At 70.4% G+C, this 24238-nt stretch carries 21 protein-coding genes; 10 read left to right on the top strand and 11 right to left on the bottom strand.

The features are described from left to right. Positions 1–27 precede the first annotated feature (27 nt). The 3 genes from RUR_RS10520 to miaA all read right to left on the bottom strand — a co-directional run bounded on the left by RUR_RS10520 (position 28) and on the right by miaA (position 2614). Positions 28–774 carry an SCO6745 family protein gene (locus tag RUR_RS10520; protein WP_283134781.1) on the bottom strand — a complete coding sequence of 249 codons (747 nt, stop codon included), beginning with the start codon at positions 772–774 and terminating at the stop codon, positions 28–30. 50 nt (positions 775–824) lie between these two features. Then, on the bottom strand, positions 825–1646 hold the full coding sequence (gene dapF / locus RUR_RS10515; protein ID WP_283134780.1) for a diaminopimelate epimerase: 822 nt from the start codon (positions 1644–1646) through the stop codon (positions 825–827). An 83-nt stretch (positions 1647–1729) separates the two neighbouring features. Further along, complete coding sequence (miaA, locus tag RUR_RS10510; RefSeq protein ID WP_428846989.1) at positions 1730–2614, bottom strand: tRNA (adenosine(37)-N6)-dimethylallyltransferase MiaA; 885 nt, start codon at positions 2612–2614, stop codon at positions 1730–1732. Positions 2615–2741: 127 nt separating this feature from the next. Here miaA and RUR_RS10505 point away from each other — a divergent pair, with 127 nt between their 5' ends. Continuing rightward, on the top strand, positions 2742–3098 hold the full coding sequence (locus RUR_RS10505) for an Rv0909 family putative TA system antitoxin (RefSeq protein WP_283134778.1): 357 nt from the start codon (positions 2742–2744) through the stop codon (positions 3096–3098). Between the two features lie 24 nt (positions 3099–3122). On the opposite strand, the gene RUR_RS10500 is transcribed toward RUR_RS10505, so the two are convergent. Both RUR_RS10500 and miaB read right to left on the bottom strand, forming a co-directional pair. Beyond that, the gene (locus tag RUR_RS10500) at positions 3123–3824 is read right to left on the bottom strand and encodes a class III extradiol dioxygenase subunit B-like domain-containing protein (protein WP_283134777.1); all 702 of its coding nucleotides are present in this window, start codon (positions 3822–3824) and stop codon (positions 3123–3125) included. Positions 3825–3842: 18 nt separating this feature from the next. After that, positions 3843–5345 carry a tRNA (N6-isopentenyl adenosine(37)-C2)-methylthiotransferase MiaB gene (gene miaB, locus RUR_RS10495; RefSeq protein ID WP_283134776.1) on the bottom strand — a complete coding sequence of 501 codons (1503 nt, stop codon included), beginning with the start codon at positions 5343–5345 and terminating at the stop codon, positions 3843–3845. 151 nt (positions 5346–5496) lie between these two features. Here miaB and RUR_RS10490 point away from each other — a divergent pair, with 151 nt between their 5' ends. The 4 genes from RUR_RS10490 (at position 5497) to RUR_RS10475 (ending at position 8741) form a co-directional block, all read left to right on the top strand. After that, a complete protein-coding gene (locus RUR_RS10490; RefSeq protein WP_283134775.1) occupies positions 5497–6264 on the top strand; it encodes an amino acid ABC transporter ATP-binding protein in 768 nt (255 codons plus the stop codon). Positions 6265–6284: 20 nt separating this feature from the next. Further along, a complete protein-coding gene (locus RUR_RS10485; RefSeq protein ID WP_283134774.1) occupies positions 6285–7136 on the top strand; it encodes a glutamate ABC transporter substrate-binding protein in 852 nt (283 codons plus the stop codon). Positions 7137–7209: 73 nt separating this feature from the next. Then, positions 7210–7875: an amino acid ABC transporter permease gene (locus RUR_RS10480; RefSeq protein ID WP_283134773.1), complete on the top strand. Its 666-nt coding sequence runs from the start codon at positions 7210–7212 to the stop codon at positions 7873–7875. Then, the gene (locus RUR_RS10475) at positions 7875–8741 is read left to right on the top strand and encodes an amino acid ABC transporter permease (RefSeq protein WP_283134772.1); all 867 of its coding nucleotides are present in this window, start codon (positions 7875–7877) and stop codon (positions 8739–8741) included. Before RUR_RS10480 ends, RUR_RS10475 begins: the two co-directional genes overlap by 1 nt. On the opposite strand, the gene RUR_RS10470 is transcribed toward RUR_RS10475, so the two are convergent. Further along, on the bottom strand, positions 8738–8908 hold the full coding sequence (locus RUR_RS10470) for a hypothetical protein (RefSeq protein WP_283134771.1): 171 nt from the start codon (positions 8906–8908) through the stop codon (positions 8738–8740). The two genes, RUR_RS10475 and RUR_RS10470, sit on opposite strands and share 4 nt — an antisense overlap. A gap of 189 nt (positions 8909–9097) precedes the next feature. On the opposite strand from RUR_RS10470, the gene RUR_RS10465 reads away from it, so the two are divergent. After that, positions 9098–10870 carry a prolyl oligopeptidase family serine peptidase gene (locus RUR_RS10465; protein WP_283134770.1) on the top strand — a complete coding sequence of 591 codons (1773 nt, stop codon included), beginning with the start codon at positions 9098–9100 and terminating at the stop codon, positions 10868–10870. A gap of 33 nt (positions 10871–10903) precedes the next feature. On the opposite strand, the gene rny is transcribed toward RUR_RS10465, so the two are convergent. The 3 genes from rny to recA form a co-directional block, all read right to left on the bottom strand. Beyond that, positions 10904–12499 carry a ribonuclease Y gene (gene rny / locus RUR_RS10460; protein ID WP_283134769.1) on the bottom strand — a complete coding sequence of 532 codons (1596 nt, stop codon included), beginning with the start codon at positions 12497–12499 and terminating at the stop codon, positions 10904–10906. A gap of 312 nt (positions 12500–12811) precedes the next feature. After that, the gene (gene recX, locus RUR_RS10455; RefSeq protein WP_283134768.1) at positions 12812–13450 is read right to left on the bottom strand and encodes a recombination regulator RecX; all 639 of its coding nucleotides are present in this window, start codon (positions 13448–13450) and stop codon (positions 12812–12814) included. Positions 13451–13452: 2 nt separating this feature from the next. After that, positions 13453–14556, bottom strand: coding sequence for a recombinase RecA (gene recA / locus RUR_RS10450; RefSeq protein WP_283134767.1), 1104 nt, complete (start codon positions 14554–14556; stop codon positions 13453–13455). A gap of 569 nt (positions 14557–15125) precedes the next feature. Between recA and RUR_RS10445 the strand changes: the two genes are divergently transcribed. Continuing rightward, positions 15126–15398 (top strand): hypothetical protein, encoded by a 273-nt coding sequence (locus tag RUR_RS10445; RefSeq protein WP_283134766.1) that lies wholly within the window; start codon positions 15126–15128, stop codon positions 15396–15398. On the opposite strand, the gene RUR_RS10440 is transcribed toward RUR_RS10445, so the two are convergent. Then, a complete protein-coding gene (locus RUR_RS10440) occupies positions 15395–15589 on the bottom strand; it encodes a DUF3046 domain-containing protein (protein WP_283134765.1) in 195 nt (64 codons plus the stop codon). The two genes, RUR_RS10445 and RUR_RS10440, sit on opposite strands and share 4 nt — an antisense overlap. Positions 15590–16262: 673 nt before the next feature. Between RUR_RS10440 and RUR_RS10435 the strand changes: the two genes are divergently transcribed. The 3 genes from RUR_RS10435 (at position 16263) to RUR_RS10425 (ending at position 23592) form a co-directional block, all read left to right on the top strand. Then, a complete protein-coding gene (locus RUR_RS10435) occupies positions 16263–20825 on the top strand; it encodes an ATP-dependent helicase (protein WP_283134764.1) in 4563 nt (1520 codons plus the stop codon). Between the two features lie 256 nt (positions 20826–21081). Next, positions 21082–22608 carry an NAD(P)-binding domain-containing protein gene (locus RUR_RS10430; RefSeq protein ID WP_283134763.1) on the top strand — a complete coding sequence of 509 codons (1527 nt, stop codon included), beginning with the start codon at positions 21082–21084 and terminating at the stop codon, positions 22606–22608. A gap of 63 nt (positions 22609–22671) precedes the next feature. Beyond that, positions 22672–23592 carry an oxidoreductase gene (locus RUR_RS10425; protein WP_283134762.1) on the top strand — a complete coding sequence of 307 codons (921 nt, stop codon included), beginning with the start codon at positions 22672–22674 and terminating at the stop codon, positions 23590–23592. Here the strand turns inward: RUR_RS10425 and RUR_RS10420 are convergent. Further along, positions 23580–24230 (bottom strand): M15 family metallopeptidase, encoded by a 651-nt coding sequence (locus RUR_RS10420; protein ID WP_283134761.1) that lies wholly within the window; start codon positions 24228–24230, stop codon positions 23580–23582. The genes RUR_RS10425 and RUR_RS10420 overlap by 13 nt on opposite strands. Between the last annotated feature and the right edge of the window lie 8 nt (positions 24231–24238).

Here is a 24238-nt window from a genome sequence, read left to right as displayed (position 1 = left end):
GTGAGACGTGCCCCAAACGTCTACGGCCTACCTGGTGTGCGCCTCGTGCAGGAGCCGCGCCAACTCTTCCTGCTCAAGGTCGTCCAGAACCTCGAACGCCGGAGCGATCAGCGTGTCCGTGAGCAGTTCGGCCTGGGCTCGCCGGGCCACGGCTTCGGCGGTGGGGTCGGGGAAGGGCTCGTGCCAGCCGAGGAACCCGGCCATCGCCCTGCCCTCGGACGCGTCGGTGCCCTCGGAGCCGATCAAGGTGGCGTCGAGCGGGCTCACCCCGGAAGCGAGCACCGCCACTCCGTGCAGTCCTCCGCGGAGCTCGCGGAGCACGTAGAGGGCTTGGGCGAGCCGGGCGGGGGCGTCCTCGGCGAGCGGCACGGCCCGCCATCCGGCGAACAGCGGCGCCCCGGTCACATCGGCGTTGTCGACGACGGTGAGCAGGAGTTCGGCGAGCCGGCCGGCCTCGGCGAACCCGGCGAACCTGCGGCGCCCCCACGCCTGGCAGGCCTGCGCGTACCGCTCGGCGGCCTGGTGGGCGGGAACCGCCCGCCCGCCGTCCCAGGACTCCCTGACGTGATCGGCCGGGTAGAAGACCGCCACCGCGACGACGACGTCCGCGTCCGTCTCGCCGAGCACCCCGAATCGGCCGCGGAAGTACATCTGCCAGGAGCCGAGCCCGGTCAGCTCACACGCCGCCTTGGCCTCACGCGACATCATGAACCCACTGCCCAGCGCCCCGACCGGCGTCTTCACCGCTGCGGCAAGGGTCTGTGTCTTCGTCATACCGTCTCCGTGAATCGCCCTGTATGTCCGCCGGATCCTCTGATCATGTCCTACCCGAAGACCGACGGCCGGAGCTCCCCTTCGGCGACGAGAACCGCCGGCCCGGTGAGATAACTCGTCCGGCCGTCCAACCGCACGGTGAGCCCGCCGCCGGGCACGGTGACGAACCAGGTTCCCGTCTCCTCGCCGGCGGCGTGGGCCACCGCGACCGCGGCCGCCACCACACCGGTCCCGCACGACCGGGTCTCCCCCGAACCCCGCTCGTGGACGCGCATGGCGAGGTGCCGGGGCTCGGCCCGCGCGGCCACGAGCTCGACGTTGGCGCCGGACGGGAAATCCGCTTCGTCGACCACGGGCGGCCGGGACAGGTCGAAGTCGCCCACCGGCCGGTCGACCACGCAGGCGAGATGGGGGTTCCCCATGGAGACGCGGAGTCCGACGAGGACCTCTCCCGCGATCTCGGTACGGCCGGCGCCGAGCACCTCCGGCCTGCCCATGTCGGCGGTGACCTCGCCGACGGCGCCCAGGCTCACTCCACGCAGGCCCGCCCGCGTCGCCACCCTCAGCTCGCCCGGGGCGGCCAGTCCCGCGTCCACCAGGTATCGGGCGAAAACCCGGAGCCCGTTTCCGCACATCTCGGCGACGGACCCGTCGGCGTTGCGGTAGTCCATGAACCACTCGGCCTCCGACGCCTGGTCGGCGACCTCCGGGCAGGACTTGGTCCGCACGACCCGGAGCACCCCGTCCGCCCCGACGCCCGAACGCCGCTCGCAGATCGCCGCGACCGCCGCCGCGGTCAGCTCCAGGGCGCCCTCGACGTCGGGCAGGATCACGAAGTCGTTTTCGGTGCCGTGTCCTTTGACAAACCGCATGTGCAGATCGTACGGCCGTACGGCGGCGGAGCCGTCATCCGGTGACGGCGAGGCCCTGCGAACCGCCGTACCGGGCAAAAACCTCACATGATGTCGGCAATGTGATCGAGTGCCCGCTCGACCAGGTCCTCGGCGTCGTAAGGGAGCCAGACGACCCGGGGGTCCCGGCGGAACCAGGACTCCTGGCGCCGCGCGAAGCGCCGGGTGGCCCGGACGGTCTCCTCCTTCGCCTGGTCCTCGGTCCACTCTCCGGCGAGGTACCGGAGCACCTGCGCGTAGCCGAGCGCGCGGCTCGCCGTACGCCCCGATCGCAGTCCCGCGGCCTCCAGCGCGCGCACCTCGGCGACGAGTCCCGCGGCCCACATGCGGTCCACCCGGAGGGCGATCCGCCGGTCGAGTTCGGGGCGGGGGACTTCCAGGCCGATCTGGACGCATCGGTGGAGCCCCTCGTAGGAGGGCATCGTCGCGCTGAACGGCCGCCCGGAGAACTCGATCACCTCCAGCGCCCTGACGATCCGGCGGCCGTTGGTGGGAAGGATCGCCGCCGCGGCCGCGGGGTCCAGCCGCCGGAGCCGGGCGTGCAGCGCGTCCGGCCCGGCCTCGTCGAGCTCCGCCTCCAGCCGGGCCCTGATCTCCGGATCGGTCCCCGGGAACTCCAGGTCGTCGACGGCCGCCCGAATGTAGAGGCCCGACCCGCCGACCAGGATGGGTACGGCGAGGTCTTCGACGAGCCGCCGGGCCGCGCGCTGGTACTCCGCGACGCTCGCGGTATGCCGTACGTCCCAGACGTCGAGGAGATGGTGGGGCACCCCCCGGCGCTCCTCCGGGGTGAGTTTGGCCGTGCCGATGTCCATGCCTCGGTAAAGCTGCATGGAGTCGGCGTTGACGACTTCCCCGCCGAGCCGTAGCGCGATCTCCACTCCGAGGTCGGACTTGCCGCTCGCGGTCGCGCCGACGATCGCGACGATTGATTGCTGGCCCACGGGCTCAAGTGTGCCAACCCCCGGAGACTCCTCGGAGCAGCCTGACTGTTTTGCCATGCCAGAATGGGTATGTACCCAAAGGGCGATTTGTCTATTTCGTTCGGGGGAGACTATGTCGATCATCGACAAGGTGAAGGAGATGTTCTCCGTCGCCGCCAAGGACGAGCAGATGTCCGGCACCAAGGTCCCACCTCAGGCCGGAGCGCCGGGCACCACGACCGGCAAGCCCGAGGACATGCGGAACAAGATGGAAGCCGAGTTCCGCACCAAGCTGGAGGCCGGCATCCGCGAAGGCATCGAGAGAGGCGCCCGGGCCGCGGACAGCGCCACCGGCGGCAGGTTCACCGAGCAGATCAAGAAGGCCGCCGACGCCGCCAAGAACGCGGCAGACAAGATCGACGGACAGACCGGGACCGGAATGCCGCCGGGACCCGGACAGACCGGACGCGGACCCACCGGACCGGCATAACGCCCGGCCGGTCGGCGGGGACGTTCAGCGCCCCGCCGGCTCCGGAACCCACTCCGCGACGACGTAGCCGACACCGTACGGCGCCGCGGCGTAGTGGAGTCCGCCACGACAACCTCGGCCACCCGCCGCGCCCGCGAGCACCTGCCAGGCGGCCCGTCCGGCGACGAGCAGCCGGTCCGCCTCGCCCGGGTCCAGCCCGGCCAGCGCATCCGCGTCGGCTCGCTCCAGCGCCCGGACCAGCATCTCCTGGTACGGGCGCGCGGCGGGGTCGAGGTATCCGGGTGACTTCTCGGTCAGGCAGGCCGAGCCGTCGCCCATGACCAGTAAGGCGACGCGGCCGGCGGAAGCCGCCAGGTCGCGCCCGAGGCGCAGGCAGTCTTCGGCGGGCGCGTCGAAGGCCACCGCCTCCAGGGCCAGCCGCCCCGGGTAGCCGGCCCGGTCGAGCAGCCAGCGTCCGGCCGTAAGGGAGAGCGGGAGCGTCGGCTCCCCCTCCCCCACCCGGACGTCCACCCCATATGGGGCGAAGCTTCCGGCGCTGTCCGGCGGATGGCTCGCCGTGCTCCCGGCGCCGCCGACCACGACGAGAACGTCCGGACGCGATTCGATCAGCGAGCCGACCACCAGGTCACACGCCGCGCGCAGCCCGTCCAGCTCGGCGGAGGCGGCACCGGCGAGTTCGGGGACCAGGAGCGGCGGGTGCGGGCAGACCGCTGCGGCGGCGAGCACCCCGCTACCGATTCCGCGTCACGGCCGGGCCGAGCACGACGGCGCCTCGGCGTCCTCGCGGACCGGCCGGCCGATCGTCGGCATCCCGAGCAGCACCGCGGGTTTGCCCGCTTCCGCGCCGTCCTGCCGCGCGGCCCAGACGTCCCCGGCCCGCGTCCGCCGTACCCCGTGCACGACGTCGGCGACGAGGTGGTGCGGCGCCGCGTAGGTGATCTCCGCGGTGACCATGTCGCCGGGCCGGACCGATTCGGTCCCGCCGGGGACCGCGAAGTGCACCAGCCGGTTGTCCGGCGCACGCCCCGACATCCGGCGCGTCGCGTCGTCCTTGCGCCCCTCGCCCTCCGCGACGAGGATCTCCACGGTCCGTCCCACCTGAGCCTTGTTCTCCGCCCAGGAGATCTCCTCCTGTAGCGCGACGAGCCGCTCGTACCGCTCCTGGACCGCCTCTTTGGGCACCTGCCCGTCCATGGTGGCCGCGGGGGTGCCGGGACGCTTGGAGTACTGGAAGGTGAAGGCGTTCGCGAACCGCGATTGGCGGACGACGTCCAGGGTCCCCTGGAAGTCCTCCTCCGTCTCGCCGGGGAAGCCCACGATGATGTCGGTGGAGATCGCCGCGTCCGGCATCGCCGCGCGGACCCGCTCGATGATCCCGAGATACCGCTCCGCGCGGTAGGAGCGGCGCATCGCCTTGAGCACCCGGTCGGAACCCGACTGCAGCGGCATGTGGAGCTGGTGCATGACGTTCGGCGTCTCGGCCATCGCGGCGATGACGTCGTCGGTGAAGGCCGCCGGATGCGGTGAGGTGAAACGAACCCGCTCAAGCCCGGAGACACCACCACAGGCGCGGAGGAGTTTTCCGAACGCCAGCCGATCCCCGAACTCCACCCCGTAGGTGTTGACGTTCTGGCCGAGCAGCGTGATCTCCAACGCGCCCTCGTCGACGAGCGCCTGGACCTCGGCGAGGACGTCGCCGGGACGCCGGTCCTTCTCCTTGCCGCGCAGCGCGGGGACGATGCAGAAGGTGCAGGTGTTGTTGCACCCCACCGAGATCGAGACCCAGGCGGCGTACGGCGACTCGCGGCGGGTCGGCAGCGTCGAGGGGAAGGTCGTCAGCGACTCCTCGATCTCGACCTGGGCCTCGCGCCCGATCCGGGCCCGCTCCAGCAGCACCGGCAGGGATCCGATGTTGTGGGTGCCGAACACGACGTCCACCCAGGGCGCACGCCGGACGATCTCCCCACGGTCCTTCTGCGCCAGGCAGCCGCCCACCGCGATCTGCATGTCCGGATTGGCGAGCTTGGCGGGGCGCAGGTGGCCGAGGTTCCCGTACAGGCGGTTGTCGGCGTTCTCCCGGACGGCACAGGTGTTGAAGACCACGATGTCCGCGGTCTCCCCGGCGGCCGCGCGGGCATAGCCGGCGCTCTCCAGCAGACCGGACAGGCGCTCGGAGTCATGAACGTTCATCTGACACCCATAGGTCCGTACCTCGTACGTGCGGGTGCCCTCTGCGGTGACTGTCATCTCACCGACAAGGGTAGGCGCTCCGCGGAGCGCGGTCACATGATGCGCCGAACCCGGGGTACGCACACCGTGGAAGAGGTTGGGCGGCGTAATCGGATCGGTACCGATAAAGACCCTGACATTTCCATTCTCGGGTATTAACTTATGCGTCATGACGGAGACCGGTAATGCCACGGATCGGCAGGGAGCACTTGTTGTCCTAGACAATGTCAACAAGTACTACGGAAATTTACATGTTCTTAGGAATATAAACCTCGGCATCGAGCGTGGCGAGGTCGTCGTGGTCATCGGCCCGTCCGGGGGCGGTAAATCCACGCTGTGCCGGACCGTCAACCGGCTTGAGTCCATCGATTCCGGGACAATCACATTTGAGGGGCGCCCCCTTCCCGCCGAAGGAAAGGGTCTGGCCCGGCTCCGTTCCGAGGTCGGCATGGTCTTCCAATCGTTCAACCTGTTCGCACACAAGACAATCTTGGAAAATGTCACCCTCGGCCCGATCAAAGTCCGCGGGATCCCGCCCAAGGACGCGGAGAAGCGCGGGCTGGAGCTGCTGGAGCGGGTGGGCATCGCCGCCCAGGCCCACAAGCACCCCGCCCAGCTCTCCGGCGGCCAGCAGCAGCGCGCGGCCATCGCCCGGGCGCTCGCGATGAACCCAAAAATGATCTTGTTCGACGAGCCGACCTCGGCCCTGGACCCCGAGATGGTCCAAGAGGTCCTCGACGTCATGATCGAGCTGGCCGGCGAGGGCATGACCATGATGGTCGTCACCCACGAGATGGGGTTCGCCCGCCGGGCGGCGAACCGCGTCGTGTTCATGGCCGAAGGCCAGATCGTCGAGGAGAACACCCCTGAGGAGTTCTTCACCAACGCGCGCACCGACCGCGCCAAGGATTTTCTCTCCAAGATTCTGACTCACTGACCTGAGACGAGGTTGCGGGAATGCGTGTACGCAAAGTAGGAACCGCCCTGGTAGGCGTAGCCCTCACCGCGAGCCTGGCCGCGTGCGGCGGAGGCTCCGACGGCCCGTTGGTCGACCGGGCCAAGGCCGGCGAGAAGATCGTGGTCGGCACCAAGTGGGACCAGCCCGGCCTCGGCCTCAAGAAGGGCGACGCCCCTGAGGGCTTCGACGTCGACGTCGCCAAGTACCTGCTGAAGGAGCTGGCCGGCGGTAAGGACGTCGAGATCGAGTGGAAGGAGTCCGCCTCCTCCAACCGGGAGGCATTCCTGGCCAACGGCACGGTTGACATCATCGTGGCGACCTACTCCATCACCGAGGCCCGTAAGGGCAAGGTCACCTTCGGTGGGCCCTACATCATCGCCCACCAGGACACCATCGTGCGTGCAGGCGACACCGCGATCACCAAGGCGACCGACCTGAAGGGCAAGCGGATCTGCCAGGCCGCGGGATCCAACTCCTACAAGCGGATCACCGACCCGCCGCCGGACGGCAAGCTCGACCTCGACGTCCAGCTGGTCGGCGCGAGCAACTACTCCGAGTGCTTCGCCAAGCTCAACGGGAGCAACCTGGACGCGGTCACCACCGACGACCTGATTCTCGCCGGGTTCGCCGCCCAGGGGGGCAACCTCAAGATCCTGGGTGACCCGTTCACCGACGAGAAGTACGGCGTCGGCCTGAAGAAGGGCGACACCAAGACCTGTGAGGCGATCAACGCCGCGGTCGCCAAGATGTACCAGGACGGCACCATGAAGCAGCTCTTCGACAAGTGGTTCGGAAAGACTCAGGGACTCACCGCGCCCGCCGCGACTCCCCCGGCCGAGGGTTGCAGCTGATCCGATTCCCTACGGCGGCCGGTGACCCGGCGTCCGGGTCACCGGCCGCCGCCGTATCCACGGGTGGAGCACGATGGATGAATTAATCAAGTACGCACCGGATCTGCTGCTGAGTTTCCTGAAGAACGTGCAGATCGCCGCGGTGTGCGCGGTCCTGTCGCTGATCCTCGGCACGATCCTGGTGTCCATGCGGGTGTCGCCGACCCCGGTGCTGCGCGCGGCCGGGACGGTCTACGTCAACGTCGTGCGGAACACCCCGCTCACCCTGATCCTGGCCTTCTCCGCGCTCGGGCTCAGCGACACCCTCGGCCTGTCCTTCTCCCAGACACCCAGCACCAACGGGTTCTGGCTGGTGGTCCTGGGACTGTCCGCCTACACCGCGACCTTCGTCTGCGAGGCGCTCCGGTCGGGGATCAACACGGTGCCGCTGGGTCAGGCCGAGGCCGCCCGGGCGCTCGGCTTCACGTTCGTCCAGTCCCTGCGCATGATCATCCTGCCGCAGGCGTTCCGCGTGGTCGTCGCCCCGCTGGGCAGCGTGATGATCGCGATGATGAAGAACACCACGGTGGCGATCGCCGCCGGCTACCTGGCGGAGTCGGCGTTCACGATGAAGGACATCTTCGACGACACCGGGGTCTCGATCCCCATCTTCCTCGGTCTCATCGTCGCGTTCATGGCGGTGACCCTGCCCATCGGCTTCTTCACCGGATGGCTGGCCAAGCGACTGGCGGTGACCTGATGACCCAGGCGAACATCCTGTTCGACACACCGGGACCCCGGGCCCGGCTGCGCAACAACGCCCTCACGCTGGTCACCGTCGTGGTGCTGGCGGCGATCGCGTACTTCGTCATCGCCGAGTTCGGTGCCGAGGGGCAGTGGGACGGCAGGATCTGGGAGCCGTTCCTCCAGTCCTCGACCTGGGTGAACTTCATCATTCCCGGCCTGCTGGGCACCTTGACGGCCGCCGGGCTCGCCGCGGTCTTCGCGGTGGTCTTCGGTGCGGTCTTCGGTATCGCCCGGCTCTCCGACCACAAATGGATCCGGGTCCCCGCGGGCGCCGTCGTGGAGATCTTCCGAGCGGTCCCGCTCCTGCTGCTCATCTTCTTCATCTTCTACGCGTCGCCCTGGGTCTTCGGCGGCGGGGACTACACCCTGATGGCCGTGGTGGCCGGACTCACCCTGTACAACGGATCGGTCCTGGCCGAAGTGGTCAGGGCGGGCATCCGCGCGGTGCCCAGAGGGCAGTCGGAGGCGGCCTACGCCCTCGGACTGCGCAAGACCAATGTGATGCGGCTGGTCCTGCTCCCGCAGGCGGTCACCGCGATGATGCCGGCCATCGTCAGCCAGCTCGTCGTCCTGCTCAAGGACACCGCGCTCGGCTACATCATCGCCTACGTGGACCTGCTCAACATGGGATTCAAGATCATCCCTGCCGTCCACTTCGGCAGCCTGATCCCCGCGGCGATCGTGATCGGCGTCATCTACGTCGGGCTCAACATGGCGCTGAGCGGCGTCGCCGTCTGGCTGGAGCGGCGGAGCAGGCGCAGCCGCCGTACCTCGGCCAAACCCGTCATGGCGTCCATGTCGATGAGCACGGGCGTCTAACGCTCCGGGCGGCGCCGATCGGAGCCGAGCAGGATCGCCGAAAGCACCTCGGCGACGACGTTCTCCGGTGATTTATCCGCCGGTCTCCCCGCCTTGGGGAGACCGGTGAGGGTGTCGCACCAGGGCGTGGCGGAGCGGGGTTCCGGCCAGTCGGGCAATAGGCTCATCCTTCCACGCTAACCCCGCTCGGCGCATACCGCGAGACGGGCGTGAAACGGGTTATGCCATCTCCGTTTTTGGGGCACGATGCCGATATGACCCCCCAACGCGTAATGGCGCCTTACGCAACGTGGCCGTCTCCGATCTCCGCAGCCGACGTCGCGCGGACCGGCCTCCGAATCAGCTACCCGACCGCGATGGGCCGCGAGGTCTGGTGGCAGGAGGACCGCCCCGACGAGGGCGGACGGACCACGATCATGCACCACACCCCGGACGGCCTCCACGAGACACTTCCCGCGCCGTGGGACGCGCGTACCCGGGTACACGAGTACGGCGGGCGCTCCTATCTGGTGGTGCCGGGCCACGGCATCGTCTTCTCCCACCACCCCGACCAACGGCTTTACCTCCTTACCGGCCGGGGCGAGGTCCGGCCCCTCACCCCGGAACCCGAGCGCCCCGGCTGCCTTCGCTACGCGGAGACGACACTCCACGGCGACGAGGTCTGGTGCGTGCGGGAGAGCCACGCCGCCGACGGCCGGGTGACCCGCGCCGTCGTCGCCGTCCCGCTCGACGGCTCGGCGGCGTGCCGGGAGGTGGCCACCGGGTCGGACTTCTACGCCGGACTGGCGTTCTCCCCAAACGGGGAGCATCTCGCGTTCATCTGCTGGAATCATCCCAGGCTGCCCTGGGTCAGCACCGAGCTGAAGATCATGCGGATGGAGAGCGGCAAGTCCTGGACCGTCAAGGGAGGGCAGACCGAGTCGATCCTCGCCCCCCAGTGGCTGGACGACTCCACCCTGTACCTGATCTCCGACTGGTCTGGCTGGTGGAACATCTACCAGATCGGGATATATGGCACTTCGTCCCAGGCGCTCTACCCCGCCGAGGAGGAGTTCGCCCGCCCCCTCTGGCGGCTCGGCGGCAAGCCGTACCAGATCCTCGCCGACGGGAGGCTCGCCGTCCTGCACGGCCAAGGCGGCGACCAGCGGCTCGGCATCCTCGACCCCGACGACTGCACCCTGGCCGACCTCGACCTCGACTACAACGTGTGGGACTCCGCGCTCACCGCCGACGGGAACCTGCTGGTCGGGGTGGCGTCCGGGCCGACGTCCGGCAGGACGCTGATCCGCCTGGACCTCGCCACCGGGGAGACGGCCGAGCTCCGCAGGGAGATCGAGACGCCGCCGCACATCGCCTACCTCCCGATCCCCCACCCGGTGGAGATCGAGAGCCGCTTCGGGCGCATGATCCACGCCTACCGGCATCCCCCGGGCAACCCCACCGCCGAATGGCGGGGCCTGCCCCCCTACGTGATCAACGTGCACGGGGGGCCGACCGGGCACGCCGACACCGCGCTCGACCTGAGCAAGGCGTACCTGACCAGCCGGGGCATCGGCATCCTGGACCTCAACTACGGCGGGTCGAGCGGGTACGGGCGGGCCTACCGCGACCGGCTCCGCGGCCAATGGGGGGTGGTCGACGTGGAGGACGCGATCGCCTCCGCCCGGTGGCTCCTCGACGCCAGGATCGCCTCCCGGGTCGCCATCCGCGGACGGAGTGCGGGCGGCTGGACGGTCATGGCCGCGTGCGCGGCGTCGACGGTGTTCGCGGGCGGGGTCTCCGTCTACGGGGTCAGCGACCTGAGCACGTTCAACGACACCACCCACGACTTCGAGTCCCGGTACGTCGAATGGCTGGTCGGCCCGCCCGACCCGATCCTGTACGACGCCCGCCAGCCGCTCTCCTCGGCGTCCTCGGTGCGCTGCCCGATGCTGCTCCTCCAAGGGCTGGACGACCCCGTCGTACCCCCGCAGCAGTCGACCGTGTTCGCCGCGGCGATGAAGGACAACGGAATCCCCTGCACCTTGATCACCTTTGCGGGTGAGTCACACGGCTTCCGGCGGGCCGACACCCAGATCAAAGCCCTGGAAGCGGAGATCGCCTTCTACCGGGACATCTTCGCCGACTGATCCGGCGGGCCTCCCCGGCCCCGGCCGGGGAGGCTACCGGGCGAACTCGGTGGCCCGCGACTCGCGGACCACGGTGATCCTGATCTGACCGGGGTAGGTCAGCTCCTCCTCGACCTGCTTGGCCACATCCCGGGCGATCACCTGGGCCTGGATGTCGTCGACGGCGTCCGGCTTGACCATGACCCGGATCTCCCGGCCGGCCTGCATCGCGAACACCTTCTCCACCCCGTCGTAGGAGCCCGCGATCTCCTCCAGCCGCTCCAGCCGCTTGACGTAGGCCTCCAGCGACTCCCGCCGCGCCCCCGGCCGGCCGCCGCTGATCGCGTCGGCCGCCTGGGTCAGCACCGCCTCGACGGTCCTGACCTCCACCTCGTTGTGGTGGGCCTCGATGGCGTGCACGACGTCCTCGTGCTCGCCGTACCGGCGGGCGATCTCCGCACCGATCAGGGCGTGGCTCCCCTCCACCTCGTGGGTGAGGGCCTTGCCGATGTCGTGCAGCACGGTGCACCGCTTGAGCAGCGTCGGGTCGAGCCGGAGCTCGGCCGCCATGATCCCGGCGATGTGCGCGGACTCGACCAGGTGGCCGAGCACGTTCTGCCCGTAGGAGGTGCGGTAGCGCAGCTGCCCGAGCAGCGTGATCAGCTCGGGGTGCATGTCGGTGATGCCCAGCTCGACCAGGGCGTCCTCCCCGGCGCGGACGCAGAGGTACTCGACCTCGGCCTTGCTCCGCTCGTAGGCGTCCTCGATCCGCTGCGGGTGGATCCGGCCGTCCAGGACGAGCTTCTCCAGGGTGAGGCGGGCGACCTCCCGGCGGACCGGGTCGAAGCACGAGAGGAGTACGGCCTCCGGGGTGTCGTCGATGATCAGGTTGACCCCGGTCGTGGACTCGAAGGCCCGGATGTTGCGGCCCTCCCGGCCGATGATGCGCCCCTTCATCTCGTCGCCGGGCAGATGGAGCACGCTCACCACGGATTCGGCGGTCTGCTCGGTCGCCACCCGCTGGACCGCGAGGGCGACGATCTTGCAGGCGCGGCGTTCGCCCTCCCGGCGCGCCTCGGCCTCAAGGTCGCGGACGATCAGCACGGCCTCGCGCTTGGCCTGGTTCTCGATGCCGGCGACCAGCTCCGCCTTGGCCTGGTCGGAGGTGAGGCCCGCGGCACGTTCCAGAACCTCACGCCGCTCCTCGTCGGCACGGTCCAGGTCGCTGCGCCGGGCGGCCAGCTCGCTCTCGGTCTCGGCGAGCCGGCGAGACCGATCGGTCTGCCTGCGGCTCTCCTCGTCGAGCCGCTGCTCGCGCTCGGCCAGCCGGTTCTCCCTCCGCTCCAGGTCCCTGCGCAGGCCTTTGAGCTCGGTCTTGAGGGTCAGGGACTCCTCTTCGAGCTCTTTGCGCGCCCTGCCCAGGTTGTCCGCGAGCGACTCGGCCTTGCGCAGGATCTCCCGGGCGTCCCCCTCCGCGTTGGCGCGGATGACGACGGCCTCCCGGCGGGCCATGTCCAGCTCCAGCTGGATCTCGGCGACCTGCTCGGGGGTCGGGCCGTGGAATCCGCCGGGCCTGCGCAGCAGGACGAAGAGAATCACGACGAGGAGCAGCAGTGCCGCACCGACCAGCAGCACGGTCAGGGGTTCCATGGCGAGCCCCGCCCTCCTCGCATCGAGCCTATGTGGACGCGAAGCGTCACACGCGCGGCGCGGACCGCATATTAGACAGACGCCTCAAAAAGGCAGAGTAATATCACCGACTGAATATCGTCGGCCGACTATCTCCCACCCTCGTTCAGCTTCCTCGTCCGTATTTACCCTTATGGCAATCCGCACTGCGCGGAGTAACTCCTCACTGTCGTCGAGGTTAAGCGTCTGAGAGGTAACGAGCAAGCAAAGCAGCCGTGTCCAGCCCGTTTGCCCACCGAGGCCGTTCCCGGCGCCCCCATTGACCGATGACGGTCATCCGTCGATTTCGGTCTCGTCCAGGCCGTCCAGCCCGTAAAGATCTTCCACGCCTTCGGCTTCCAGCGCCTCCTTGACAACCCGATAAGCCGTGCCGGGCGAATACCCCTTCCGCGCCAGCATCCCGGAGAGCCGCCGGATCCTCGCCGCCGGATCCAGCCCGCGGGTCCCCCGGAGCTTGCGGGCGACCAGATGGCGGGCGGTCTCCAGCTCCTGATCGGGGTCGAGACGCTCGACCGCCTCCCGGACGGTCTCCTCGTCCACGCCCCGATGGCGGAGCTCGGTCGCCAGCGCCCGCCTGGCCAGGCCCCGCCCGGCGTGCCGGGAACTCACCCACGCGTCGGCGAACGCCTCGTCGTCGACCAGGCCCACCTCGGAGAACCGGCCGAGGACGGCCTCCGCCGTCTCCTCGGGGATCCCCCGCCTGCGCAGCGCGTCGGCGAGCTGAGCCCGGGTGCGGGGGGCCGCGGTCAGCATCTGCAGGCAGACGGCCCGCGCCTTCGCCTCCGGGTCCTCCCCGCGGCGCCCGGACCGCTCACCGGAGGAGCCCTCCTCCGGATCCGCCGCCCACTCGGGCGATCCGCCGCCGTCCTCCCGGGTGAAGGCACGGCGGCGACGCCTGTTCGGATAGGTCATGCTCAGGCTTCGGCCGACTTGGCCGCCGCCTTACGGGTCGAGGCCGCGGCGGCGGGCGCCGGGGCCGCGGGCGGCTTCACCGCCGGCGCCTTGTCCGCCGGGGTGTCGACGCGGGGGCCGATGCCGAGCTTCTCCTTGATCTTCTTCTCGATCTCGTCGGTCATGTCCGGATGGTTGCGCAGGAAGGTCCTGGCGTTCTCCTTGCCCTGGCCGAGCTGGTCTCCCTCGTAGGTGTACCAGGCGCCGGACTTGCGGACGAAGCCCTGCTCGACGCCCATGTCGATCAGGCCGCCCTCGCGGCTGATGCCCTGGCCGTAGATGATGTCGAAGTCCGCGACCTTGAAGGGCGGGGCCACCTTGTTCTTGACCACCTTGCACCGGGTCCGGTTGCCGACCGGCTCGGTGCCGTCCTTCAGCGTCTCGATCCGGCGCACGTCCAGCCGGACGGAGGCGTAGAACTTCAGCGCCTTGCCGCCCGTCGTCGTCTCCGGGCTGCCGAACATGACCCCGATCTTCTCGCGGAGCTGGTTGATGAAGATCGCGGTGGTGTTGGTGTTGTTGAGAGCGCCGGCGATCTTGCGGAGCGCCTGGGACATCAGTCGGGCCTGGAGGCCGACGTGGCTGTCGCCCATCTCGCCCTCGATCTCGGCCTTGGGCACCAGCGCCGCCACCGAGTCCACGACCACCAGATCGATCGCCCCGGAGCGGATGAGCATGTCGGTGATCTCCAGCGCCTGCTCACCGGTGTCCGGCTGGGAGACGAGGAGCGCGTCGGTGTCGACGCCGAGCTTCTTGGCGTACTCGGGGTCGAGGGCGTGCTCGGCGTCGATGAAGGCCGCGATGCCCCCGGCCTTCTGCACGTTCGCCACGGAGTGGAGCGCGACGGTGGTCTTTCCGGACGACTCGGGCCCGTAGATCTCGACGACCCGGCCGCGAGGGAGTCCGCCGATGCCGAGCGCCACGTCCAGCGTGATCGAACCGGTCGGGATGACCTCCATCGGCGGCCGGACGTCGTCGCCGAGACGCATCACGGAACCCTTGCCGAACTGCCGCTCGATCTGCGCGAGCGCGGTCTCTAGAGCCTTCTCTCGGTCGTTAGCTGCCATGGGGAGTCCCGCCTTGCGTGGGTGAGGTCTGTCGTGTCGAAGGAGAAGCTACGGGGTGCCGCCGACATTTTCCGCTCACCCACGCCGGGGTTGGACAACCTCGGTGCGCGCAACCTGAAGACCACTCCGGCCTCAAGCATAGACGAACATCTGTTCGATCATGAAGAGAACACGCCAGACTTTCCCCACCGGATCGCACCCCGCGAACGGCCGAGCCCCGTCGGCGGCATCCCCCTCGGCGCAGAGCGCGACACTCGGCGGCCCACGCGCCGGAAAGTGGGGTCTACCTCGGCATCCGGACCGAGGTAGACCGCGGACCAGTGGGGTAACACGTCACTGTAGGAACGCGACCAGCCCTTCCGCCGCGCCTGCCCGGCCGGTTCCGTCGACGCCGGCCAGGCGGTCACCTCGCGTATGCCGTACCGGCCGTACGGATCGAGAAGGCCCGGCATCCCCGACCCCGCCCCTCCCCGCCCGGCGGGGCGGGCCGACCGCCTCGGCGCCGCCCCGCGAACAGCCGTACCGCCCTCGATCCCCGCCTGCCGTTCAAAGCCTTGAAGGTGTCAGCGATGAGCACGTACGCGCGGCAGCGCCGCACCCATCTCGAAGCGCTCGCCGGACAGTTGCCGTCCCGGGGCCTGGCCGGCCGGTTCCTGATCAAGGACAATCCGATCCTGTGGGTCTGGAACCCCCGGACCGGCCGCCAGACCGTCGTCTTCGCCACACCGGTCAAGGACGGCTGGCTCCTCCTCTGGGCGCGCGGCGGGCAGGGGGACGCGGAGCACCCCGGACCGGCCGCCGAGGCCATCAAGTCCCTGCTCGGGACGGAGCCGGAGCCCTAACGGAGCCGGGCGGGGACGTCGGCCACCTCGCAGACGGCCCCCCACACCACTTTGGCGGCGACGCCTTCGGCGAGTGCCTGCTCGACGGTCCGGTGCCCGAGGGGGGCGAGAACGAAGTCCTTGGCCCACGATTCCGCGTAGACCGCGCCGAACTGATCGTTCATCCGATTCCAGAAATCCGTGAGGCGCATGAACCCAGTATCGGGGCACCGGGACTGGCGCGAACCCCTCCCGCGGGTGACGATGGGACCATGGTATCCGTCAAGCGCGGCAGGACCCCGCGGCCGATCCGGCAGGCACGACGGTCCAGACGCCGGTATCTGCGCGCGATCCAGCTGCAACGACGCCAAGCCGACCGCCGCCTCCGACACGGTCTCCCCGAACCCGGCGACGACCGGGACTGACCGCCGGTGCCGTGGTGTCGCCCCTGTTCAAGACACCACGGCACCGAGACGAGTCAGTCGCGGGACCCACGGCCGACGTGCCGCGCACCCCGCAGGGCGGATCGGGTACGGGCTCCGCAGGCCCCGGCCCGGGTGACCGCCGCCGTGCGTACGTCCCCCGGACACGCACGTCACGACGGTCACCCGAAACCGCGCGGCCGATCCGGAACCGGTCCGGAGGACGCGCCGTACGGCGGGGAAGAGGCCGTACGGTCCGTTCCGTACCGGTACGGCCGGAGCCGGGCCGGACGGGCACGGCGAAACCCGGCCGAGCCGTCTCGCCGTACGTCATGGACCGTCTCCTCGTGGATCGCCGATACCGCCCAAGGGGTGAGACGGCCGCAGGCCGGTAAATGTTCATGACAGAATCCGGTAAACATCCCGGGCGGAAACTGTCGGTCGGACCGGGCAAGATGGCGATGTGGGGTCCTCATCGATCGACCGCTTCACCCAGGTGACCAAGGAGTGGTTCACCGGGGCCTTCGCGGCGCCCACGGCGGCGCAGGAAGGGGCGTGGGATTCGATCTCGCGAGGGGACGACACCCTGGTGGTGGCGCCCACCGGATCGGGCAAGACCCTGTCGGCGTTTCTGTGGTCGATCGACCGGCTCGCCGCCGAACCCGTCCCCGCCGACCCCCGGCGGCGCTGCCGGGTCGTCTACGTCTCGCCGATGAAGGCGCTCGCCGTGGACGTGGAGCGCAACCTGCGCGCCCCGCTCGCCGGGATCCGGCACACCGCGCGCCGCCTCGGCCTGCCGCCCGCCGACATCACCGTGGCGATCCGCTCGGGCGACACCAGCGCGCAGGATCGGCGCCGATTCGCCGTCAAACCATCCGACATCCTCATCACCACCCCCGAATCCCTCTTTCTCCTTCTCACCAGCGAGGCCCGGGAGTCCCTGCGCGGGGTCGAGACGGTGATCGTGGACGAGGTGCACGCGGTGGCCGGGACCAAGCGCGGCGCCCACCTCTCCCTCAGCCTGGAGCGGCTCGACGCACTCCTCGCCAAGCGGGCCCAGCGCATCGGGCTGTCGGCGACGGTACGGCCGACGGCCGAGATCGCCGCCTTCCTGGGGGGTTCCCGGCCGGCCGCGGTCGTCCAGCCGCCCGCCGGCAAACGCATCGAGATCGACGTGATCGTGCCCGTGGAGGACATGGCCGAGCCCGCCGGCGGCGCCGACGTCTCCGACTCGCCGGAGCGGGCCAGGAGCATCTGGCCCCACATGGAGGAGCACCTGCTCACCCTGATCGACGACCACAAGTCGACGATCGTCTTCGCCAACTCGCGGCGGCTGGCGGAGCGGCTCTGCACCCGCCTCAACGAGCTCTCCTCCGAGCGGGTGCACGGCCCCGCCGCGCCGGGGGCGGTGCCCGCCGCGATGATGGCCCAGGCGGGCTCGTCCAAGGCCAGGGACGTCTCCACCGAGATCGTCCGGGCCCACCACGGCTCGGTCTCCAAGGAGGAGCGCGCCCACATCGAGGAGGAGCTGAAGTCCGGGCGGCTGGCCGCGGTGGTGGCGACCTCCAGTCTCGAACTCGGCATCGACATGGGCGCGGTCGACCTGGTCGCCTGTGTGGAGGCGCCGCCCAGCGTGGCGAGCGGGCTCCAGCGGATCGGGCGCGCGGGCCACCAGGTGGGGGCCGTCTCCAAGGGAGTGATCTTCCCCAAGTACCGCGGCGACCTGGTGCAGACCGCCGTGGTCGCCGAGCGGATGAAGGCCGGGGAGATCGAGGAGACGCACTACCCGCGCAACCCGCTGGACGTGCTCGCCCAGCAGATCGTCGCGATGACCGCGATGGACCCCTGGACCGTGGACGAGCTGGAGGAGCTGGTCAAGAAGGCCGCGCCGTACGCGACCCTGCCCAGGTCGGCGCTGGAGGCCACCCTGGACATGCTCGCCGGTCGCTACCCGAGCGAGGAGTTCGCCGAGCTGCGCCCGCGCGTCGTGTGGGACCGGGTCACCGGTGCCGTGCACGGCCGCCCCGGCTCCCAGCGCCTCGCCGTCACCAGCGGCGGCACCATCCCCGACCGGGGACTGTTCGGGGTCTTCCTCGCCGGAGGTTCGGGCAGGCAGAGCAGCAGGGTCGGCGAGCTCGACGAGGAGATGGTCTACGAGTCCCGGGTCGGCGACGTCTTCGTCCTCGGCGCCACCTCCTGGCGGATCGAGGACATCACCCACGACCGGGTCCTGGTCTCCCCCGCGCCCGGCAGGCCGGGCAAACTCCCCTTCTGGCACGGAGACTCGGCCGGCCGGCCCGCCGAGCTCGGCCGCGCCCTCGGCACGTTCCTGCGGGAGCTCGCCTCCCTGGAGCCCGGACCGGCCGCCGAGCGGGTGCGGGCTGCCGGTCTGGACGACCACGCCACCGCGAACCTCCTCGCCTATCTGCGGGAGCAGCGCGAAGCGACCGGGTACGTCCCCGACGACCGGACCCTGGTGGTGGAGCGCTTCCACGACGAGCTGGGCGACTGGCGGGTGGTCGTGCACTCGCCGTACGGGGCCCGGGTCCACGCCCCGTGGGCCCTGGCCGTCAACCGGCGGCTCCGGGAGCGGTACGACGTGGACGCCCAGGCCGTCCACACCGACGACGGCATCGTGATCCGGGTCCCCGACACCCTGGAGGGGGCGCCCACCGACGTCGCCGCCTTCGACCCCGAGGAGATCGAGCGGATCGTCACCGAGGAGCTGGGCGGTTCCGCGCTGTTCGCCGCGCGGTTCCGCGAGTGCGCGGGCCGGTCGCTGCTGCTCCCCCGGCGCAGCCCCGGCAGGCGGACGCCGCTGTGGCAGCAGCGCCGCCGCGCCGCCCACCTGCTGCAGGTGGCGAGCCGCTACCCGGGGTTCCCCGTCGTCCTGGAGACGGTGCGGGAGTGCCTGCGGGACGTCTTCGACGTTCCGGGGCTCGTCCGGCTCATGCGGGACATCGCCGCGCGGCGGGTGCGGATCGTGGAGGTGGAGACGGTCCAGGCGTCGCCGTTCGCCGCGTCGCTCCTCTTCCACTACATCGGCGCGTTCATGTACGAGGGCGACGCGCCGCTCGCCGAGCGACGGGCCCAGGCCCTCACCCTGGACACCGCGCTCCTCGCCGAGCTGCTCGGCGAAGCCGATCTGCGCGAGCTCCTCGACCCCGCGGTCGTCGAGGAGGCCGGACTCGAACTCGGGCGGCGGACACGCCCGCTCAAAGACGCCGAGGACCTCGCCGATCTGCTCCGGACCCACGGCCCGCTCCCGCCGGAGCAGGTCCGGGTGCGAGGCGGGACCGCTGAGTGGCTCGTCGCGCTGGAGCGGGAGCGCCGGGCCGTCCGGGTCCGGATCGCGGGGGCCGAGCAGTGGGCGGCGATCGAGGACGCCGGACGGCTGCGGGACGCGCTCGGGGTGCCGATGCCCGTGGGGATCCCGCAGGTCTTCCTCGAACCGGTGGCGGACCCGCTGGGCGACCTGCTCGCCCGGCACGCCCGGACCCACGGGCCGTTCACCGCCGACGCCGCCGGGGCGCGGTACGGCCTCGGGGTCGCCGTCGTCGTGGACGGGCTGCGCGGGCTCGCGGCGGCCGGACGGGTCTTCTCCGGGGAGTTCACCCCCGGCGGCCGGGGCGAGGAGTGGTGCGACGCCGAGGTGCTCCGGATGCTCCGCCGCAGGTCGCTGGCCCGGCTCCGCAAGGAGGTGGAGCCGGTCACCCCCGAGACGCTCGCCGTGTTCGCCCCCCGCTGGCACGGCGTGGGCGGGCCGCGGCCGCGCGGCGGAGGGCTTGCCGCGACGGACGCCCTGGTGACGGCGATCGAGCGGCTGCAGGGTGCGGCGGTCCCCGCGTCAGCGCTGGAGACCCTGGTGCTCCCGGCGCGTGTCCCCGGATACGAGCCGGCGCTCCTGGACGCGCTCACCTCCTCGGGCGAGGTCGTCTGGGCGGGCCAGGGCGGGCTCTCCGGCGGGGACGGGTGGGTCGCGCTCTACTTCGCCGACACCGCGCCGCTGCTCATGCCGGAACCGGCCGAGATCACACTGACCCCGCTGCACGAGGGGGTGCTCACCGCGCTCGACGGCGGCGGGGCGCTCTTCTTCCGCGCGCTGTCGGACCGGCTCGGCTCACTCGACGACGGGGCGCTCGCCCTGGCCCTGTGGGACCTGGTGTGGTCGGGCCGGGTCACCGGGGACACGCTCGCCCCGCTCCGGGCGGCGCTCGGCACCGGACGGCCCGCGCACCGTCCCCCAACCGCGCGGCGGCGTGGCCGCGCGGTGCTCCCCACCCGGAGCGGACCGCCCACCGTCTCCGGCCGCTGGTGGCTCCTGCCGCAGCCGTCGGGGGCACCCACCGAGCGGGCCCACGCGCTCGCCGAAGCCCTGCTCGAACGGCACGGCGTGCTCACCCGCGGCGCGGTGGCCGCCGAACGGGTACCCGGGGGTTTCGCCGGGGTTTACCCGGTTTTGCGGGCTTTTGAGGAGGGTGGCCGCTGCCGCCGGGGTTACTTCGTGGAAGGCCTGGGCGGCGCCCAGTTCGCGCTGCCGGGGGCCGTCGACCGGCTCCGTGCCTCCTCAATCGATGCCTCCTCAATCAATGCCTCCTCAATCGATGCCTCCTCAATCAATGCCTCCTCCGCCGACGCGACCGCGCCCGCCGGGGCCGCGGACCGGGCACCCGCCGCGGTGGTCCTGGCCGCGACCGACCCCGCGCAGCCGTACGGCGCCGCGCTGCCCTGGCCGGAGACGGACTCGGGGCACCGGCCGGGACGCAAGGCCGGAGCCCTCGTGGTACTGGTCGACGGACGTCTCACCCTTTATGTGGAGAAGGGCGGAAAAACCGTACTCTCCTGGGGCGAACAGGAGTTGCAGCCCGCCGTCGACGCCTTGGCCGCCACGATCCGGGCCGGCGCCCTCGGTAAGCTCACGGTCGAGCGCGCGGACGGGGTCCCCGTCGCGGACTCCCCCCTCGCCGCGGCGCTGGAGGCGGCCGGATTCCACCCCACTCCCCGGGGTCTGCGTCTGCGGGCCTGAACCGACGGCGCATGTCGCCTCCGCCGATCGGAAACGCCGCCGCCTCGGCATTCCGGTGGGCCACCCGGGCGGTGCCGCGCCTCGAAACGACGTCTCCCGAGGGGCGCCTCGCACCCGTCCTCCGGAACGGCGCGACCCGGGCGGGATTCCCCGGGGACCTGTGGCCGCCATTCTTCCGATTTAGTGATATAAGGGGCGATGTTAGGGAAATCACCGTTAATTGATAATTCGGCGAAGAGCAGGCAGAGGGGCGAGTGTGACCGACCCAGTGGACCGGGACAACCCCAAGTATGTCGTGATCGGCGCGGGACCTGCGGGCCTGCAGCTCAGCTATTTCCTTCAGGAAGTCGGAGCGGACTACCTCTGCCTGGAACGCGAAGCGGAACCCGGCTGTTTCTTCCGAACATTTCCACGACACCGGCGCCTCATCTCGCTGAACAAGGTCCAGGTGCGGAGTGAGGACCCGGAGATCAGGCTCCGCTGGGACTGGAACTCCCTGCTCAACGATTCACTGATGTTTCCCGACTACAGCCGGGACTACTTCCCTCAGGCCGACGATCTCCTGCGGTACCTGGCGGATTTCTCCCGCACCCATCGGCTCCGGGTCCGGTACGGCACCGAGGTGACCCGCGTCAGCCGTACCCGGTCCGGATTCACCCTGACGACCGCCGACGGCCGGACGATTCGCTGCGAATGCCTGATCGCCGCCACCGGCTGGGGTGCTCCCTACGTCCCCCCGATCGACGGGATCGAGCACGCGCTCGGCTACGAGGACGCCCCCGTCGACCCGTCGTGGTACGACGGACGGCGGGTGCTGATCATCGGCAAGGGGAACTCGGCCTTCGAGACCGCCGATTCGCTTTTGGGACATGCCGCAATGGTTCACCTGGCGAGCCCGAACCCCCTCCGGCTCGCGTGGAACACCAAACACCCCGGCCATGTCCGGGGAATGTACGGAATGCTCCTGGACAGCTACCAGTTCAAAACCCTGGATTCGGTTCTCGATTGCACGGTCGACTCGATTCGCCGCCAGGGCGACCGATACATCGTCGACATCACGTACACGCATGCGGACGGGGAGCGTGCCACCCTGGAGTACGAGTCGGTGATTCGGTGCACAGGTTTCCAAATGCGGCGTGACATATTCGCCGACGACTGCCTTCCGGAATTGGCGCCGGGTAACCGAATTCCCGCGATAAACCCCGACTGGCAGTCCGTGAACGTCGACGGGCTCTACTTCGCGGGGACCATGATGCAGGCCCGCGACTTCAAACGCGCCTCTTCGGCGTTCATCGACGGATTCCGATACAACCTCCGCACGATGCGGCGGCTCCTCTCCGAACGCTACGACGGCGTGCCGCTCCCCCGCCACGAGGTCCCCGTCGCCGGGCTCACCGAATCGATCCTCGATCGGGTGAACTGGAGCTCCGCGCTGTGGACGCAGTTCGAGTACCTGTGCGACGCGATCGTCCTCTCCGACGACGGGGAGCGCGCCTGGCGCTACGAAGACCTCCCCGAGGACTACGCCGTACGGCGATTTCGCGACCTGTACACCGTGACGCTGCGGTGGGGGCGGGCCAACCACCCCGACATCTTCGCCATCCAGCGCCACCCCCAGCCCGAGAACGCGGCCAAGAGCGCCTTCATCCACCCCGTGATCAGGCGGTACGAGCACGGCAGGCTCGTCGACGAGCTCCACCTGCTCGAAGACCTCCTCGCCGACTGGCGGCAGCCCGAACGCCACATCACGCCGCTCCGGGAGTTCCTCGCGGGCAAGCCGTAGCGCCCCGGAATCCCCGTCCCGGCCGGAGTCCGTACCGATCACTGATCGGTTAGTGTGACGGTCATGCGTTGGACAGCGGCTCAGATCGGGGATCAAACCGGCATGACGGCCGTCGTGACCGGTGCCAACAGCGGGATCGGGCTGGTCACGGCGGGTGAGCTGGCCCGGCGGGGAGCCGAGGTCGTCCTCGCCTGCCGGGACGTCGGCAAAGGCGAGCGGGCCGCGGACCGGATCCGCGGCGCCGCGCCGGACGCCCGCCTCAGCGTACGGGCCCTGGACCTCGCCGACCTGGGCTCCGTCCGCGGGTTCGCCGAGGAGATCGGCGAGCTCGACCTGCTCGTCAACAACGCCGGGGTCATGGCGACGCCGTACCGGAAGACGGCCGACGGGTTCGAGATGCAGCTGGGGACCAACCATCTCGGACACTTCGCGCTGACCGGGCTGCTGCTGCCCGCCCTGCTCGCCCGCCCGCGACCCCGGGTGGTCACCGTGAGCAGCGGCATGCACCGCGGCGGGCGGATCGACTTCGACGACCTGAACGGCGAGCGCAGGTACCGCAAGTGGGGCGCGTACTCACAGTCCAAGCTGGCCAACCTGCTCTTCGCCTTCGAACTCCAGCGCCGGGCCGCCGGTACCGCCCTGCGCTCCGTCGCCGCCCACCCGGGATTGGCCTCCACCAACCTGCAGTCGAGCGAGTCGCGGATGACGCACAACCGCCTCACCGACGCCGGCTGGGCGCTCGTCGCCCGCCTGATCGCGCAGAGCGCGGACCAGGGTGCCCTGCCGATCCTCTACGCCGCGACCGAGCCCGACCTGCCGGGTGGGAGCTACGTCGGCCCCGGCGGTTTCGTGGAGATGCGCGGTTACCCCGTGCTCGTCGCCTCGAGCGCCGCCGCCCGCGACCAGGCGACCGCACGCCGGCTCTGGGAGCTCTCCGAGGAGCTCACCGGGGTGCGGTACCTGGACGACGGTCAGGCGGGATAGTCCGCGAAATCGTAGATCGCCGCCCGGGCGCCGACGGACATCGCCCAGTAGCGGTCGCCGTAGGACCAGTGCCACCATTCGGTCGGATAGTTCACCAACCCCGCGGGCTCAAGCGCCGCTGCCATGATCCGGCGATTGTGCGTCGCCTCCGCGCCGATCCCCTCGGCCGCCGTGTAGCAGCGGCCCGCGCTCGCCTCCGGCGTGGCGTTGACGGGGGTGCCCAGGTCCAGCTCCTCGCCGTCCTCGGTGCACAGGGTCAGGTCGACCGCAGCCCCCGCGATGTGCGGGGCCACCTCGATCGGTGCGACGTATCGGCTGGCGGCCACCCGGAGCTGCTCCTCGGACCAGTCCCGATGGGCGGCGCGGAGCTCGCTCGCGTACTCGTCGAAGTACTTGCGCTGAAGGTCCTTCGGCCGGAAACCCTCCACGACCAGGAGCCGGTACCCGTCCGGAAGCAGCCGCTGCGCCTGAAGTAGGCGGTCGAGCAGGCCCGAGCGCAGCTGCGCGTACGCGCCCTCGTGATCGCGGAGCCGATCGTCCATGCGGAGACGGCCCCGCACGTCGTGGAGCGGTTCCCCACACTCCTCGACGGGGATCGCGCCTACCCGGGAATCCGACATCAACACCACATCGCGCATGACCCAAA

The sequence above is a fragment of the Rhizohabitans arisaemae genome (genome assembly GCF_025996515.1).
Classification (GTDB): domain Bacteria; phylum Actinomycetota; class Actinomycetes; order Streptosporangiales; family Streptosporangiaceae; genus Rhizohabitans; species Rhizohabitans arisaemae.
Note: the sequence above shows the minus strand (reverse complement) of the source record. Positions and strands in the feature narration are given on the sequence as shown.

What these genes read in the sequence shown, in the direction of transcription:
- RUR_RS10480 (WP_283134773.1), top strand. Translation starts at nt 7,210, where the DNA reads ATGGATGAATTAATCAAGTACGCACCGGATCTGCTGCTGAGTTTCCTG.
- RUR_RS10485 (WP_283134774.1), top strand. Translation starts at nt 6,285, where the DNA reads ATGCGTGTACGCAAAGTAGGAACCGCCCTGGTAGGCGTAGCCCTCACC.
- dapF (WP_283134780.1), bottom strand. Translation starts at nt 1,646, where the DNA reads ATGCGGTTTGTCAAAGGACACGGCACCGAAAACGACTTCGTGATCCTG.
- RUR_RS10490 (WP_283134775.1), top strand. Translation starts at nt 5,497, where the DNA reads ATGACGGAGACCGGTAATGCCACGGATCGGCAGGGAGCACTTGTTGTC.
- RUR_RS10440 (WP_283134765.1), bottom strand. Translation starts at nt 15,589, where the DNA reads ATGCGCCTCACGGATTTCTGGAATCGGATGAACGATCAGTTCGGCGCG.
- RUR_RS10445 (WP_283134766.1), top strand. Translation starts at nt 15,126, where the DNA reads ATGAGCACGTACGCGCGGCAGCGCCGCACCCATCTCGAAGCGCTCGCC.
- RUR_RS10475 (WP_283134772.1), top strand. Translation starts at nt 7,875, where the DNA reads ATGACCCAGGCGAACATCCTGTTCGACACACCGGGACCCCGGGCCCGG.
- RUR_RS10505 (WP_283134778.1), top strand. Translation starts at nt 2,742, where the DNA reads ATGTCGATCATCGACAAGGTGAAGGAGATGTTCTCCGTCGCCGCCAAG.
- RUR_RS10420 (WP_283134761.1), bottom strand. Translation starts at nt 24,230, where the DNA reads ATGCGCGATGTGGTGTTGATGTCGGATTCCCGGGTAGGCGCGATCCCC.
- miaB (WP_283134776.1), bottom strand. Translation starts at nt 5,345, where the DNA reads ATGACAGTCACCGCAGAGGGCACCCGCACGTACGAGGTACGGACCTAT.
- RUR_RS10520 (WP_283134781.1), bottom strand. Translation starts at nt 774, where the DNA reads ATGACGAAGACACAGACCCTTGCCGCAGCGGTGAAGACGCCGGTCGGG.
- rny (WP_283134769.1), bottom strand. Translation starts at nt 12,499, where the DNA reads ATGGAACCCCTGACCGTGCTGCTGGTCGGTGCGGCACTGCTGCTCCTC.
- RUR_RS10470 (WP_283134771.1), bottom strand. Translation starts at nt 8,908, where the DNA reads ATGAGCCTATTGCCCGACTGGCCGGAACCCCGCTCCGCCACGCCCTGG.
- recX (WP_283134768.1), bottom strand. Translation starts at nt 13,450, where the DNA reads ATGACCTATCCGAACAGGCGTCGCCGCCGTGCCTTCACCCGGGAGGAC.
- RUR_RS10465 (WP_283134770.1), top strand. Translation starts at nt 9,098, where the DNA reads ATGGGCCGCGAGGTCTGGTGGCAGGAGGACCGCCCCGACGAGGGCGGA.
- recA (WP_283134767.1), bottom strand. Translation starts at nt 14,556, where the DNA reads ATGGCAGCTAACGACCGAGAGAAGGCTCTAGAGACCGCGCTCGCGCAG.
- RUR_RS10425 (WP_283134762.1), top strand. Translation starts at nt 22,672, where the DNA reads ATGCGTTGGACAGCGGCTCAGATCGGGGATCAAACCGGCATGACGGCC.